General features: G+C 57.2%; 13 protein-coding genes. 7 read left to right on the forward strand and 6 right to left on the reverse strand.

From position 1 onward, the window contains the following. Positions 1–310: 310 nt before the first annotated feature. Genes Q7C21_RS13195 through Q7C21_RS13205 form a run of 3 tightly spaced genes read left to right on the forward strand, consistent with a single transcriptional unit; the run spans position 311 to position 2,149 of the window. Positions 311–925 carry a methylthioribulose 1-phosphate dehydratase gene (locus Q7C21_RS13195; RefSeq protein ID WP_110411628.1) on the forward strand — a complete coding sequence of 205 codons (615 nt, stop codon included), beginning with the start codon at positions 311–313 and terminating at the stop codon, positions 923–925. Continuing rightward, a complete protein-coding gene (gene mtnC / locus Q7C21_RS13200) occupies positions 922–1,605 on the forward strand; it encodes an acireductone synthase (RefSeq protein ID WP_003852578.1) in 684 nt (227 codons plus the stop codon). Before Q7C21_RS13195 ends, mtnC begins: the two co-directional genes overlap by 4 nt. Position 1,606: 1 nt before the next feature. Next, positions 1,607–2,149: an acireductone dioxygenase gene (locus Q7C21_RS13205; RefSeq protein ID WP_003852580.1), complete on the forward strand. Its 543-nt coding sequence runs from the start codon at positions 1,607–1,609 to the stop codon at positions 2,147–2,149. 54 nt (positions 2,150–2,203) lie between these two features. Here the strand turns inward: Q7C21_RS13205 and mtnA are convergent, their stop codons facing one another. Continuing rightward, on the reverse strand, positions 2,204–3,226 hold the full coding sequence (gene mtnA, locus Q7C21_RS13210; protein WP_110411627.1) for an S-methyl-5-thioribose-1-phosphate isomerase: 1,023 nt from the start codon (positions 3,224–3,226) through the stop codon (positions 2,204–2,206). A 121-nt stretch (positions 3,227–3,347) separates the two neighbouring features. Here mtnA and mtnK point away from each other — a divergent pair, with 121 nt between their 5' ends. After that, complete coding sequence (gene mtnK, locus Q7C21_RS13215) at positions 3,348–4,547, forward strand: S-methyl-5-thioribose kinase (protein WP_110411626.1); 1,200 nt, start codon at positions 3,348–3,350, stop codon at positions 4,545–4,547. A gap of 383 nt (positions 4,548–4,930) precedes the next feature. On the opposite strand, the gene fadE is transcribed toward mtnK, so the two are convergent. Beyond that, positions 4,931–7,381 carry an acyl-CoA dehydrogenase FadE gene (gene fadE, locus Q7C21_RS13220; protein WP_110411625.1) on the reverse strand — a complete coding sequence of 817 codons (2,451 nt, stop codon included), beginning with the start codon at positions 7,379–7,381 and terminating at the stop codon, positions 4,931–4,933. Positions 7,382–7,634: 253 nt separating this feature from the next. Between fadE and lpcA the strand changes: the two genes are divergently transcribed. Together lpcA and Q7C21_RS13230 are read left to right on the forward strand one after the other, a co-directional pair. Then, on the forward strand, positions 7,635–8,213 hold the full coding sequence (gene lpcA, locus Q7C21_RS13225; protein WP_003851153.1) for a D-sedoheptulose 7-phosphate isomerase: 579 nt from the start codon (positions 7,635–7,637) through the stop codon (positions 8,211–8,213). Between the two features lie 49 nt (positions 8,214–8,262). Beyond that, positions 8,263–9,030, forward strand: coding sequence for a class II glutamine amidotransferase (locus tag Q7C21_RS13230; RefSeq protein ID WP_003851154.1), 768 nt, complete (start codon positions 8,263–8,265; stop codon positions 9,028–9,030). Here Q7C21_RS13230 and dpaA read toward each other — a convergent pair. After that, positions 9,001–9,747, reverse strand: a complete 747-nt coding sequence (dpaA, locus tag Q7C21_RS13235) for a peptidoglycan meso-diaminopimelic acid protein amidase (RefSeq protein ID WP_008924835.1) — start codon at positions 9,745–9,747, stop codon at positions 9,001–9,003. The two genes, Q7C21_RS13230 and dpaA, sit on opposite strands and share 30 nt — an antisense overlap. Before the next feature lie 244 nt (positions 9,748–9,991). Here dpaA and dinB point away from each other — a divergent pair, with 244 nt between their 5' ends. Next, the gene (gene dinB / locus Q7C21_RS13240) at positions 9,992–11,047 is read left to right on the forward strand and encodes a DNA polymerase IV (protein ID WP_008924836.1); all 1,056 of its coding nucleotides are present in this window, start codon (positions 9,992–9,994) and stop codon (positions 11,045–11,047) included. Between the two features lie 36 nt (positions 11,048–11,083). Here dinB and Q7C21_RS13245 read toward each other — a convergent pair whose 3' ends face one another. From Q7C21_RS13245 to Q7C21_RS13255, 3 genes are read right to left on the reverse strand one after another with little or no spacing between them, the layout of a single operon-like run. Next, positions 11,084–12,151 carry a sugar ABC transporter substrate-binding protein gene (locus Q7C21_RS13245; protein ID WP_375150778.1) on the reverse strand — a complete coding sequence of 356 codons (1,068 nt, stop codon included), beginning with the start codon at positions 12,149–12,151 and terminating at the stop codon, positions 11,084–11,086. Positions 12,152–12,176: 25 nt separating this feature from the next. Then, positions 12,177–13,178 carry an ABC transporter permease gene (locus Q7C21_RS13250; protein WP_003851161.1) on the reverse strand — a complete coding sequence of 334 codons (1,002 nt, stop codon included), beginning with the start codon at positions 13,176–13,178 and terminating at the stop codon, positions 12,177–12,179. After that, on the reverse strand, positions 13,175–14,680 hold the full coding sequence (locus Q7C21_RS13255; RefSeq protein ID WP_375150779.1) for a sugar ABC transporter ATP-binding protein: 1,506 nt from the start codon (positions 14,678–14,680) through the stop codon (positions 13,175–13,177). The genes Q7C21_RS13250 and Q7C21_RS13255 overlap by 4 nt, the downstream gene beginning before the upstream one ends. Between the last annotated feature and the right edge of the window lie 231 nt (positions 14,681–14,911).

Raw genomic sequence — 14,911 nt, forward strand, 5'->3', positions numbered from 1 at the left:
GTCATGCTCCACATCTCTTCTGCGTTGGCTGCGCTTGCTTACCCCGGTCACTGACGAGTGTCAGCTCTCGGGGATGCGCGCACTTGCCGCCTTGTCCTGCCGACATGCTCCGCGCGGCAGCGGCGTTGGCTGCGCTTGCTTACCCCGGTCACTGACGAGTGTCAGCTCCCGGGGATAAGCGCGCTTGCCGCCTTGCTGACACACGGATCATTTGGCAGGACCTGGAGATGATGATGCAACCTGTTGAAATTTCATCGCCGTTACGATTATCTGAGTTACCGGGAATTACATTTCACCGTAAGGAACCTTTATGTCGCAGAGTCTTCCGTTAGATCAGCTGGTCGCCGCCTGTCACTGGATTGGCGAAAAAGGCTGGGCACCGGCCACCGGCGGAAATATGTCCGTGCGCCGCGATGAACATGTCTGCCTGCTGAGTGAATCGGGCAAAGATAAAGGCACGCTGACGCGGGATGACTTTATTGAGGTCGATATCGCCACCAGCCAGTCGCTCTCTGGCCGTAAGCCGTCGGCAGAAACCGGCCTGCACACGATGATCTATCGCCTCTTTCCTGAGGCGGGCGCGGTGCTGCACACCCACACGGTGAATTCGACCGTGCTGTCGCGGGTGGAGCAGGGGGCGGCGCTATTGCTGCACGGCTATGAGATGCAAAAATCGTTAAGTGGTCAGCATACTCATCTGGATACGCTGGCGATTCCCGTGTTCGACAATAGCCAGGATATCGCGGCGCTGGCGTCAGAAATTGAAGATTACGCCGCACGTTTTCCGCTGCATTACGGCTTTCTGCTGCGCGGCCACGGCTTAACCTGCTGGGGCCGGGATGTCAGCGAAGCCCGCCGTCATCTGGAAGGTCTGGAATTTTTATTTGAATGTGAACGTCAACGTCGCCTGCTGGAGAAAGCATGATTCGCGCCATTGTTACTGATATCGAAGGCACTACCAGCGATATCCGCTTTGTACATAACATCCTGTTTCCCTATGCCCGCAAGCATCTGCCGGATTTCCTGCGTGAAAATGCGCACCAGCCGGACGTGGCGGCCGCACTGCAGTCGGTGCGCGAAGAAGCTGGTCAGCTGCAGGCCGATCTGGCTGGCGTCACAGATATTCTGCTGGGCTTTATGGACCAGGATCGCAAATCGACCGGCCTGAAGGCGCTGCAGGGCATGATCTGGCGCGATGGCTACGTGAACGGCAGTTTTACCGGTCATCTCTATCCCGACGTCGTGCCTGCGCTCAGCCGCTGGAAGGCGCAGGGCATTGAACTTTATGTATATTCCTCCGGCTCGGTTGCGGCGCAGAAATTGTTATTTGGCTACAGCGACGAAGGTGATATTACTGGCCTGTTCAGTGGCTATTTTGACACCCACGTCGGCGCCAAACGCGACGTCGCGGCTTATCGCACTATTGCCGCTGACATTGGCCAGCCAGCGGAGCAGCTGCTGTTTCTCTCTGATATTCATCAGGAGCTGGATGCCGCCGCAGAGGCGGGCTGGCAGACATTGCAATTACTGCGTGGCGATGCGGACAATGAGAGCCGCCATCGTCAGGTGACGGATTTTTCTCAGATTAACCCGGAGTCGATTTAGCATGAGCGCACTGACTATTTTTACCGACCGTGAAGCCAGCCAGCCGGTGTGGCACAGCACTGACGCGGAAGCGATTCGTGACCGCCTGAATGCAAAAGGTGTCCGTTTTGAGCGCTGGGAAGCCGATCGTGATTTGGGTGAAAATCCGGATCCCGAAACGGTGATCAACGCCTATCAGCATGCGATTGATCGGCTGGTGGCGGAAAAGGGATATCAGAGCTGGGATGTGATCAGCATGCGTGCTGATAACCCGCAGAAAACCGTGCTGCGGGAGAAATTTCTCAATGAACATACGCACGGCGAAGATGAAGTGCGTTTCTTTGTCGAGGGTGCCGGGCTGTTCTGCCTGCATCTGGATGGCGAGATCCTGCAGATCCTCTGCGAAAAAAACGATCTGATCTCAGTGCCAGCGGGAACGCCGCACTGGTTTGATATGGGGTCGTCACCCCACTTCACGGCTATCCGTATTTTCGACAATCAGGAAGGCTGGGTGGCGAACTTTACCGGCGATAAGATAGCGGATGCCTATCCGCGTCTGGCGTAATCTGTCAGCCTGTTATGCGAGGCGTCTCCATAGCGGCAAACGCCTCGCAGACCATTACTGCGGCTGGAAGATGCCGTCCTGCACCTGGTCAGGCGTCACCACGCCGGTGTCCAGCACCCAGCCGCTGATCAGCGCCGCTGGCGTCACGTCAAACGCCGGGTTATAAACCCAGGCTGCTTCTGGCGCCCACTGCACGCTGCCAAAACTGCCGGCAACGCCCGTCACTTCACTGGCGGCGCGCTGCTCAATGGGAATCGCTGCGCCGTCAGGGCAGCTGCGATCCAGCGTGGTATGCGGAGCCGCCACGTAGAACGGAATCTGATGATAATGCGCCAGCACCGCCAGGCTGTAGGTGCCGATCTTATTGGCGACATCGCCATTGGCGGCAATGCGGTCAGCGCCGACCCACACCGCATCTACGTCGCCACGGGCCATCAGGCTGGCGGCCATGGAGTCGGTAATCAGGGTGTAGGGAACCGCCAGCTCGCCCAGTTCCCAGGCGGTTAAGCGGCCGCCCTGTAACAGCGGACGGGTCTCATCAACCCACACATTCTTAATCAGGCCCTGCTGATGGGCACGGGCAATGACGCCCAGCGCGGTACCCACACCCGCCGTTGCCAGCCCGCCGGTATTACAGTGAGTCAGCAGCTGGCTATTAGGTTTCACCAGCGTGCAACCCGCATCAGCGATGGCATCACACAGTTGCTTATCCTCCTGCACCAGCCGCCAGGCTTCCTGAGCCAGCGCAGGGGCAAAGTCCGGCTGGGCCAGTGCCCCTTTCATCCGGTCAAGATTGTTCATCAGGTTGACGGCGGTAGGGCGGGCGGCGCGCAGGGTCTCCAGCGCCTGAGCCAGTTCAGCGCGCGGCTGCCCCTGTTCTGCCAGCAGCGCCAGCAGCAGCGAGGCAGAGAGGCCGATTAGCGGCGCACCGCGCACCCGCAGTGCATGAATATGTTCAATCAGTTGAGGCACGCTGTGTGCGGGCAGCCAGTTCTTCTGCTGCGGCAATGCCTGCTGATCCAGAATCCAGAGCTGATTGTCACGAACCTGTAAGCTGGTGGTTTGAAGTGTCTGCATTGTGGGTGAAATCCATGTTGCGTTAATGATGCGTATTGTGCCAACATGCTGAACGGATGTATAGACGTCTGAACGGCTTATTACACCTGAGTGACCCCCTTCGAATGATGAGGAACAGGCAATGTCGCAATACCGTACCTTTACTGCTGCTGATGCTGTGGAATATGCCCGACAATTTGGCGGCGTGGACAATCCTGCCGCGCTGAGCAGCGCAGAAGAGATTGGTGATGGCAACCTCAACCTGGTGTTTAAGATTTATGACGATCAGGGCATCAGTCGCGTTATCGTCAAGCAGGCACTGCCTTATGTGCGCTGCGTGGGGGAGTCCTGGCCGCTGACGCTGGATCGGGCGCGGCTGGAAGCGCAGACGCTGGTCGAGCACTACAAATATTGTCCGCAGCACACGGTGAAGATCACCCATTACGATGCGGAGCTGGCGGTGATGGTGATGGAAGATCTCTCCAGCCATCGCATCTGGCGTAGCGAGCTGGTGAAGGGCGCTTACTACCCGGAAGCGGCTCAGCAGTTAGGCAACTATCTGGCGCAAACCCTGTTTCATACATCCGATTTCATCCTGCATCCGCATCAGAAAAAAGCGGAAGTGGCGCGTTTCATCAATCCGGAAATGTGTGAAATCACTGAAGATCTTTTCTTCAACGATCCTTACACCAATCATGAGCGCAACAGCTATCCTGAAGCGCTTGAACCGCTGGTCGCCAGCCTGCGTAATGATGATGCCCTGCGCATCGCGGTGGGCGGTCTTAAGCATCGTTTCTTTGCTCACGCCGAAGCACTGCTGCATGGGGATATTCACAGCGGCTCGATTTTCGTTGCTGACGGCAGCCTGAAAGCGATTGATGCGGAATTTGGCTATTTTGGTCCCATCGGTTTTGATGTTGGTACTGCGGCAGGCAACCTGCTGATTAACTACTGCGGCCTGCCAGGTCTGCTGCCTCCGCGCGAAGCCGCCGATGCCCGCGAGCAGCGCCTCAGCGATGTCCATAAACTCTGGACGACGTTTGCTTCAGGCTTCCTGGCGCTTGCGGCAGAGAAAACCCGCGATGAGGCGCTGGCTTATCCAGGCTATGCGGAAGCGTTTCTGCGTAAAGTATGGGCTGATACCATCGGTTACTGCGGCACTGAGCTGATTCGCCGCACGGTGGGAATGTCACATGTGGCAGATATGAAGCTGATTGCCGATCCGGCGATGCGCACTGACTGCATCCGTAATGCGATTAACCTGGGTCGCACGCTGATTCTGGCAGCCGATCACGTCGAAGATGTGGATGCGCTGATTGCCCGCATCCGTCAGGCAGGATAAAAAAAGCCGACATGATGTCGGCTTTCAGGTAAATCAAAAGCTGGCTATAAGAGTGTGCCCGCGCCGGTAACAGGGACAGATCGGAAAGTCGCTAAAGCCATCCCTGGCTCGCTCGGCCCGCGTCGTCCTGACGCGGGACGCTTTCCTCTTCTGACCCTGTTCCCTGCGCTTTGGGCTTAATTATTGCGGCCAGATTTCCCCTGATTTGGCATAGTGCCGCCCTACTGATGAAGAGCGCTGAACTTCAAGCGATGGGACCATACGCCTGGAATAAAGCATCGCGGGCCATGGATGGCCCGCGCTGAGCATGCCATGGATGGCGTTTTTGCGTCTTTACGGAAGGCGTCTGCTCCCTGAGCCGGTGCTGCAGGCTAACGCTAACCTTATGCTGCCTCACTCGTCCGTGATGCAGGCTGAGGGGCTTTCTCTGGCACCGGTACTGCCAGTGCCTCCGGCTCAAACTCATCGACGTTAATCGAACGCAGACGGCTGACTTCGGCACGCTGCAACACTTCCGCCTCTTTGGCATCAATCCAGCCCTGATCCAGCGCACGCTTCGCCAGCGCGTCCAGACGGGTAAAGGAGAGGTGCTGCTTCGTCTGTTTGCACAGCCTGTCATGAATCACTTCTGCCGCCATCACATCCTGCAGCGCCTGTTCCAGCTGACCGGCAGGGTTATGTTTACTCGGCGTCAGGTACATGCCACGGCCCAGTCGGCTGCGGGTGGCTGACGGCTGCTGCAGCATTTTTGCCAGCTGATGATCCAGACGGTCAGACGGAGCAGGGCAGTGATGACCGCCAGCGAAAATCGTCATCCGCAAGGCGCCCGCCACCAGACGGTTCGGGAAGTTACGCAGCAGATCGTCAATAGCCACTTCTGCCTGATGCAGCGCATCCTGTACGCCCCAGTGAACCAGCGGCAGATCGGCTTCGTTGCGACCTTCATCGTCATAACGTTTCAGGGTTGCGGAGGCCAGATAGAGCTGACTCAACACATCGCCCAGACGCGCCGAGATACGCTCGCGACGTTTCAGGCTGCCACCCAGCACCGCCATCGACACATCAGAGAGCAACGCCAGGTTGGCACTGATGCGGTTCAGGTGCTGGTAATAACGGCGGGTGCCATCGCGGGTCGGGCTGGCGCTGGTGCGTCCGGCAGTTAAGCCCAGCCACAGGCTGCGCATCGTGCTGCTGCCCACATGACCGATATGGCTGAACAGCGCCTGATCGAACGCATTCACATCGTTGCTGGCTGCCGCCGCCATCTCCTGCAGTACATAAGGATGGCAGCGAATCGCGCCCTGACCAAAGATAATCATGCTGCGCGTCAGAATGTTCGCGCCTTCCACGGTGATAGCGATCGGCGCACCCTGATAGGCACGGGCCAGGAAGTTACTGTTCCCGAGCATAATGCCTTTACCGCCGGCAATATCCATAGCGTCGATAATGGCGCGCTGACCGCGATGGGTGCAGTGATATTTCACAATCGCCGACAGCACCGCCGGTTTTTCACCCTGCATAATGCCGGCTGTGATCAGCGTAGCGGCCGCATCCATCACATAAGCATTACCCGCAATGCGTGCCAGCGGCTCTTCAATCCCTTCCATCTTACCGATTGAGACGCGGAACTGGCGGCGGATATGGGCATAAGCACCTGTTGCCAGCGCCACACTTTTCAGGCTGCCGGTTGAGTTCGATGGCAGCGTAATGCCGCGACCCACTGACAGACACTCCACCAGCATCCGCCAGCCCTGGCCGGCCATTTCCGGACCGCCGATAATATAGTCAATCGGCACAAAGATATCGTTGCCGCGTGTCGGCCCGTTCTGGAACGGCACGTTAAGCGGGAAGTGGCGATGGCCAATTTCCACACCGGGCGTGTTGGTCGGAATCAGCGCACAGGTAATACCAGGATTTTCGTTGTCGCTGAGCAGATGATCCGGGTCGGAAAGTTTAAACGCCAGGCCCAGCACGGTGGCGATCGGTGCCAGTGTAATGTAGCGCTTGTTCCAGGTCAGGCGCATACCCAGCACCTGCTGACCTTTCCATTCGCCCATGCAGACGACGCCAGTATCGGGGATCGCGCCGGCATCTGAACCTGCTTCCGGGCTGGTCAGCGCAAAGCAGGGGATCTCATCGCCGCGTGCCAGCCGGGGCAGGTAATGATTTTTCTGCTCTTCGGTGCCGTAGTGCTGCAGCAGTTCGCCCGGACCCAGTGAGTTAGGCACACCCACAGTAATCGCCAGAATCCCGGAGACGCCCGACAGCTTTTGCAGCACACAGGCTTGTGCATAGGCAGAGAAATCGAGGCCGCCATACTCTTTTTTAATGATCATCGCGAAGAAACGATGCTCTTTCAGATATGCCCAGAGTTCCGGCGGCATATCGGCCAGCTCATGGGTGATCTGGAAATCGTTGGCCATGCGGCACGCTTCTTCGACCGGGCCATCAAGAAAGGCCTGCTCCTCGGCAGTCAGGCGTGGCTGAGGATAGTTGTGCAGCTTCTGCCAGTCCGGTTTGCCCTGGAACAGATCGCCTTCCCACCAGGTGGTACCCGCATCGATGGCCTCTTTCTCGGTGCGCGACATCGGCGGCATTACTTTCTGGAAGCGCTGAAAGATCGGCGTTGAAAAGAGGCTGCGGCGCAGCGACGGCAGGTTAAACGGCAGCAGAATGATCGCCAGTGGCAGCAGCAGCCATGGCGTCCAGAGATGCGCAACAGCCATCGCCGCAGTCCACAGCAACAGAATGGCGCTGCTGAGCCGTAACGACAGGCGGTGGTAGAACAGGGCGCCAATCAGCGCCACCGTGGCAAGTATCGAAACAACCATCATAATGAACCGCTCCAAGTAGTAAGAGGTCTGACCTGTTATACAGAGAGGTTTAGAGCAGTTGAGAGCATTTATCAATTTGTTTACATCGCAATTACAACCTGCCTCACAAAAACCTGTTTTAGCCCATTTTTGCAGCACCTTCGGCAACAATATTCCGCGTTAGAGTCCGGACCGACGTGGCATGACGCTTTGCGCTGACCGGCCATTCCGTTAAACTTGCTGCGATTAACCTCTCCTAAAAAAGGACATCCCTATGTACCAGGACATCATCCGCTCTGAGCTCAATGAAGCTGCTGATACGCTGAATAAATTCCTCAGCGACGATGCCAATATCCATGCGATCCAGCGTGCTGCGGTACTGCTGGCTGACAGCTTTAAGGCTGGCGGAAAGGTGCTTTCGTGCGGTAACGGCGGTTCACATTGCGATGCGATGCACTTCGCCGAAGAGCTGACCGGTCGCTACCGTGAAAATCGTCCTGGCTATCCGGCGATTGCCATCTCTGATGTCAGCCACCTCTCCTGCGTCAGTAATGATTTTGGTTATGACTATGTCTTTTCGCGCTACATAGAAGCAGTAGGGCGTCCGGGCGATGTGCTGCTGGGCCTCTCAACCTCCGGTAACTCTGCCAATATCATTAAAGCGATTGAAGCTGCCCGTGCGCAGGGAATGAAAGTGATCACCCTGACCGGTAAAGATGGCGGTAAGATGGCAGGCAGTGCCGACATTGAAATCCGGGTGCCGCACTTTGGTTATGCCGATCGCATTCAGGAGATCCACATTAAAGTGATCCACATCCTGATGCTGCTGATCGAAAAAGAGATGGTGAAGTAACAGCGCTGGCCTCCCACAGAAGGAGGCCACTTAATCAGAGGCGGTGGCTATGTGCGAATTGCTCGGGATGAGCGCCAATGTTCCCACGGATATCTGTTTCAGCTTTACCGGACTGGTTCAGCGTGGCGGTGGGACCGGGCCTCACAAAGATGGCTGGGGCATTACCTTTTACGAAGATAAAGGCTGCCGTACGTTTAAAGATCCGCTGCCGAGCTTTAACTCACCGATTGCGCGTCTGGTGCAGGAATACCCGATAAAATCACATTCGGTGGTGGCGCATATCCGCCAGGCGAATCGTGGTCAGGTGTCGCTGGAAAACACCCATCCGTTTACCCGTGAGCTGTGGGGCCGTCACTGGACCTATGCGCACAACGGACAGCTCAAGGGGTATCGGCAACTGGAGACCGGCACATTCCGGCCGGTAGGCGAAACGGACAGCGAGAAGGCGTTTTGCTGGATCCTGCATCAGCTGGCGACGCGCTATCCACGCACGCCGGGCAACTGGCCTGCGGTGTTTCGTTTTATCGGGGAGCTGGCTGGCACGCTGCGGCAGAAGGGCGTGTTTAACATGCTGCTGTCAGACGGGCGATATCTGATGGCCTTTTGCTCCACCAACCTCTTCTGGATCACCCGTCGTGCACCTTTTGGCCGGGCGCAGTTACTGGATCAGGATGTGGAGGTTGATTTTCAGCAGCACACCACGCCGCATGACGTGGTGACGGTGATTGCTACGCAGCCACTGACGGCCAATGAAACCTGGCAGCGGATTGCGCCAGGCGAATGGGCGTTATTCTGCCTTGGAGAGCGCCAGGAATGAACGGGAGGCCGCTTCGGGACTGGCTAAAACCGGTGCCGGGCTGCTGTTCATCACATATTTACCGCTGGCGACGTTGACCGTCGGCGGCTGGTGATATTTAGCAAAATAAGCGTATCCGGGCTGGAGCTGCTGCCAGAAACTGGCATCGCTGGAGTAGCGGTGACGCTGCATGTTGCTGTCAGTCATGCGGAACGGATAGATGCTGATGCTGACATCCTGCTGGCCATTACGCAGCGCCGCGTTCACATAAGTAAAAATCTCATCCATATAGGCGTTCGTCATGGCATAGCAGCCAATTGACTTACAGTCGCCATGAATCATCAGGTAGTTGCCGCTGTAGCCCTGATTACGATCGAACTGATTCGGGAAGCCAATGTTGATCGCGCGATAAAAACGGCTATCCGGCTTCAGCTGATTCAGCTTCACGTTGTAAAAACCTTCCGGGCTTTTGAAATCGCCTTCACGGCGTTTCGGGCCGAGGCCGCCAGAAAAGTTACAGATGCGGTAGGTATCCAGCAGGCGATATTCATTACCGATTTTGCCGTAGAGTTCGAGGGTGCGTTCTTCCTTGAAGATCTGGATATAGACCGGGGTGCCCAGTAACTGTTTCTTTAATTCTTTGCTGACCGGAGCCGCTGTCTGGACGGGTTCGGGTGTCATTGCCATGCTGAGGGCTGGCAGTAAAATCATCGCAAACAGGAGTGCGATTTTGCCCATGCTGTGTATACCTTGAGGTGAATAGAACATGACGCAAATTGTGCGTCTCTGTTTGCATTATCGGAACTGTCCGCTATCGCAGCGCAACATTAAACATTGTCTGTTTTTTTAGCAAGACGCTGGCAGCCAGATTCGCGATTTACTGAAGGATATTCGGCCACAAATTTGTAAACTTTAATTGTGGGCGCGACAAATATTGCAGTTACCCCTGCCAACTGTATACTTATCCAGTGCCGGAGGGGGTATGCGTAAAATCATTCATGTCGATATGGACTGCTTCTATGCCGCGGTGGAGATGCGTGATAATCCCCAGCTGCGCGACATCCCGATCGCGATTGGTGGCAGCCGTGAACGTCGTGGCGTCATCAGCACCGCCAACTATCCGGCCCGCAAATATGGCGTGCGCAGCGCGATGCCAACTGGCATGGCCCTCAAGTTATGCCCGCATCTCCGTTTGTTGCCAGGACGTTTCGATGCCTACAAAGAAGCCTCCGCACAAATTCGCGACATCTTTACCCGCTACACCCCGCTGATTGAACCGCTCTCCCTGGATGAAGCCTATCTGGATGTCACCGACAGCCCGCACTGTCACGGCTCTGCCACACTGATGGCGCAGGCGATCCGCGCCACCATCTACCGTGAAACCGGGCTGACCGCTTCAGCGGGCATCGCGCCGATTAAGTTTCTGGCAAAGATTGCCTCTGACCTGAATAAGCCCGATGGGCAGTTCGTGATTACGCCGCCGGAGATGGCCGGTTTTTTGCTGACGCTGCCGCTGGCGAAGATCCCCGGTGTTGGCAAAGTCTCGGCCAAAAAGCTGGAGGAGATGGGGCTGGTGACCTGCGGTGACGTGCAGAAGGCCGATCTGGCGCTACTGTTAAAGCGCTTTGGTAAGTTTGGCCGGGTGCTGTGGGAGCGCAGCAATGGCATTGATGACCGCAGCGTCATTGTGGAGCGCGAGCGTAAATCGCTGGGGGTGGAACGCACGCTGGCAGAAGATATCAGCGACTGGGATGCCTGCCTGGAGATAATCGATTTTCTCTATGCCGAGCTGGATCGCCGGCTGACGCAGATCCGACCCGACAGGCAGGTGGCGCGTCAGGGCGTTAAACTCAAGTTCAGTGATTTTCAGCAGACGACCCAGGAGCATATCTGGCCGGTACTGAATAAAGAAGACATGATTGCCATCGCCCGGAAAACCTGGGATGAGCGTCGTGCCGGGCGCGGCGTGCGGCTGGTGGGACTGCATGTCACCATGGTCGATCCCCAGCTTGAGCGTCAACTTCTGCTGGGTCTGTAACGGTCAGCCTCACCGTTCGGCAAGGCTGACGCCGGATTATTTCTTATATTTCGCCGCCAGGGTAGCAAACCACGGCGCGACGAAATCCTCATTGCTGCCCCAGCCCGGAATGATTTTGTTCAGCGACGCGACGTTCACCGCACCAGGCTGGCTGACGAGCTGCTGCTGAGAGATCGATGCCGCTTTAAACTGGTAAGTCGCAGGCGTCTCTTCACCGGCAATCTTCTTCGCCACCAGCCGCATATTCACCGCGCCAATGGTTTTAGGGTCGACCGCCACCGTCTGCATCCACGGGCTGTTCTTCTCACGCATCAGCTGCAAATCCTGATTCGAGACATCAATACTGTAGAGCTTGATCTCGGTCCGGCCATTCTCCTGCAGCGCTTTGTAAGCGCCCTGGCTGAAGGCATCCCAGGCACCCCAGATTGCGTCGATTTTGCCTTTCGGGTATTTCGCCAGAATCGCACCAATTTTGTTGGCGGTGTCGCCCTGTACGTCCGTTGAAACTGCGCCAATCGACTCCAGCTGATGAATGCCCGGATTCTCTTTCAGCAGCTTTTCATACACCACCTGGCGGCGTTCCATCGGCGGGAAACCGGCAACCCACAGCTTGACGATATTCGCCTTGCCGTTGAAATCATGGATAAGCTGACCCAGCGACAGCTGCGCCAGTGAAGCGTCATCCTGCGCGGTGACGGTGACGCCCGGAATCGGACTATCTACCGGCGTATCAAATACTGACAGCTTGATGCCCGCGTCGGCAATGCGCTTCACCAGGCCGCTGGCGTAGGGCGCTTTACCGTGCGACAGCACGATGCCGTCATATTTCTGGCTGATCGCCTGATTCACGAAATCCTGGAAGCGCGCATCGTCGCCGTTGCTCAGGAAGGTGCTGACTTTAAAGCCCAGCTGGCGCCCCTGCTGAATAGCACCGGCCACAAACTGGGTGGTGTTGTCATCGGAACCAAGGTTGCGGATCACCGCAATACGGATCGGGCCATCATGGCTGGCGATAGCCGCAGGCACCGGCGTGACGGTCTCCGCGAAGGCAGCGCTGGCGTTCAGCAGGCTCAGGGCCAGCAGCGAGAGTGTTATTTTTTGCATTGTTATCAACTCCGGTAAACGCGCCTCAGCGGCGCTGGATATAGGTGATCGCCAGTGCTAAAGCCAGCACCAGTCCTTTAATAATGTCCATGGCGTAGTAGGGAACAGAGAGCATCACCAGACCGTTCTGCAGCACGCCGAGAATCACCGCGCCGACCAGCGTGCCCAGCGCATTGGGCTTGCCGGAGCCAGCCAGCGAGAAGCCGATCCATGCCGCCGCGACAGCGTCCATCAGGTAGCCGCTTCCGGCGTTAACCTGCGATGAACCGATACGCGAGGCGAGCAGGATGCCGCCCAGACCGGCCAGCAGTGAGGCGATCACATAAGCCAGCACCCGATAACGGGTGGTGCGGATGCCGGAGAGGCGCGCCGCTTCCGGATTGCCACCCAGCGCGTACATCCGGCGACCATGTTTGGTCAGTGATAGCGCCAGCTGCGCGGCGACGGTCACCACCAGCATAATGATGACAATGGTTGGCACCTGGCCGAGCAGGCCAAACGTCGCCGGAATAGTGCCTTCCGCCATATCACCGCTCGGCAGCACCATGTTCTCGGTAATCGATCCGCCAAAGCTGTAGGTCATCGCCACACCCTGAATCACAAACAGCGTTGCCAGCGTCGCCAGCATGTCGGGGATACGCAGGATCACAATCAGGAAGGCGTTAAACAGACCGACCAGCGTGCAGAGCGCCAGGGTAATCAGGATCGCGGTGGTGGTGCCGAAGCCGTACCAGACAAACAGTGAAATCACTAACGCATTCGCCAGTGAGGCGGTCGAGCCGACCGACAGATCAAAGCCGCCCACGGTCAGTGATATCGACACGCCAATTGCAATCACCGTAACAATGGCAATCGATCGCAGAATATTGATGATGTTATTGGGTTCAAGGAAGCTGTCGGAGGCCAGGCCAAAGGCGGCAATCAGGATCACTACCGTGAGCAACATGCCCCATTTGTAGAGAAAGTCGAACAACTGGTGACGCCATGGCGAGGGTGTCAGGTTCAGGCTGGTTTCTTTGCTGCTCACGCAGGGGTTCCTCCGGTGGAATAGAGCAAAAGCGTCTCTTCAGTGACGTCGCGTGCAGCCAGCTCGGCCACGATGCGTCCATCCCAGAGCACGCAAATCCGGTCGCATAAGCCGACCAGTTCAGAAAATTCACCCGACGCGTAAATAATGCCTTTCCCTTCGCGCGCCAGGTTATCGATCAGGGTGAACAGCTCGGTTTTGGCTTTAATGTCCACGCCTTTGGTCGGCTCATCGAAGATCAGCACATCCGCGTTATTGCGCAGCCATTTGCCAATGGCCACCTTTTGCTGGTTGCCGCCGGAGAGACGTCGCAGTGTCTGTGCCGGACCGGTGGTGCGCACCTGCAATTGCCGGATAACCTGTTCTGCCCAGCGCCACGCCTGGCGATGACCAAACAGGCTCCAGCGCGAAAAGCTGTCGTCGGCGCTGACGCTGAGGTTCATTGCGACGGATTCATCAATAAAGATCCCCTCTTTGCGACGCTCTTCCGGCACCAGCGCCATACGACGACTGACCGAGTCGTGCGGCGAACGGGGTCGCCACGGCTGACCGTGCAGTTCACCGCCACTGACGCGGCTTTTGCTGGCACCAAACAGCGCTTTGCAGAGCTCGGTTTTGCCGGCACCGGCCAGTCCGGCAATCCCCAGAATTTCACCTTTATGCAGCCGCAGCGAGATATCCTGCAGCAGCTGCTCATCGTGCAATCCTTCCACCGTCAGCAGCAGCGGCTGTGCCTGTTGTTCACGGCGGGCCGGGAAGATATCGGTCAGCTGATGGCCGAGCATCTTCTCCACGATCTGTTCACCGCTCAGCGCCGCCATCGAGCCGGTTTCGATTAACCGGCCATCACGCAGCACCGTCAGCTGGTCGCAGATCGCTTTGAGTTCATGGATACGGTGAGAGATAAACACCACGCCGATACCGCTTGCTTTAAGACGACGCACCACGGCAAATAGCCGCTCGCTTTCGTGCTGATCCAGCGGGGCAGTGGGTTCGTCGAGAATCAGGAAGCGGCAGTGATGCGACAGCGCCCGCGCCAGCAGTATTTGCTGCTTTTCCGCCAGAGTGCAGCGCTCAACCAGCCGGTTAACGTCCAGCGCCACGTCGAGCTGAGCCAGTAAGGCCCGGGCCTGACGGCGAATCTCGCCCCAGCGATAGCGGTGGCCTGGCTCTGCCAGCCGATCCAGCAGAATGTTTTCCGCCACGCTGAGCTGCGGTACCAGGGCGACATCCACTTCCTGCTGAACCAGATGGATACCCAGCTGTTTCGCGTCACGCGGGGTGCGGATAGAAACCGGCTCCCCATCCAGCAGGATCTCGCCGCTGTAGTGACTGTGCGCGCCGGAAAGGATCGCCATCAGCGTAGACTTGCCCGCGCCGTTAGCGCCGGTCAGCGCATGCACCGAATGGCCCTCACTGCGGAAATCCACCGACGATAGCGCGGAAAAACCGCCAAAAGCGATGGAGATATTACGCATCTCAAGGCAGTTTACCCCTGGCATGTGATGATTCTCCTGAAGAAACACTGGCCGCATTTTTTCCTGAACCTTCAGGCGCGGCAACAGCCGAAAGCGCATAAGCTAGCACGAAATCTTATTAGCCATCCAGACATCTGGACATAATGGCGGCTGTGACCAGCGAAGCGTGAGAACGTGGCGGAATAGTAGGGGAAAGCGCGAAAAAGGTAGCGAATTATGCTGGTGAAAAGTCACAGGCATAAAAAAACCAGGCCG

Source organism: Pantoea sp. ANP04 (genome assembly GCF_041982285.1).
Classification (GTDB): domain Bacteria; phylum Pseudomonadota; class Gammaproteobacteria; order Enterobacterales; family Enterobacteriaceae; genus Pantoea; species Pantoea eucalypti.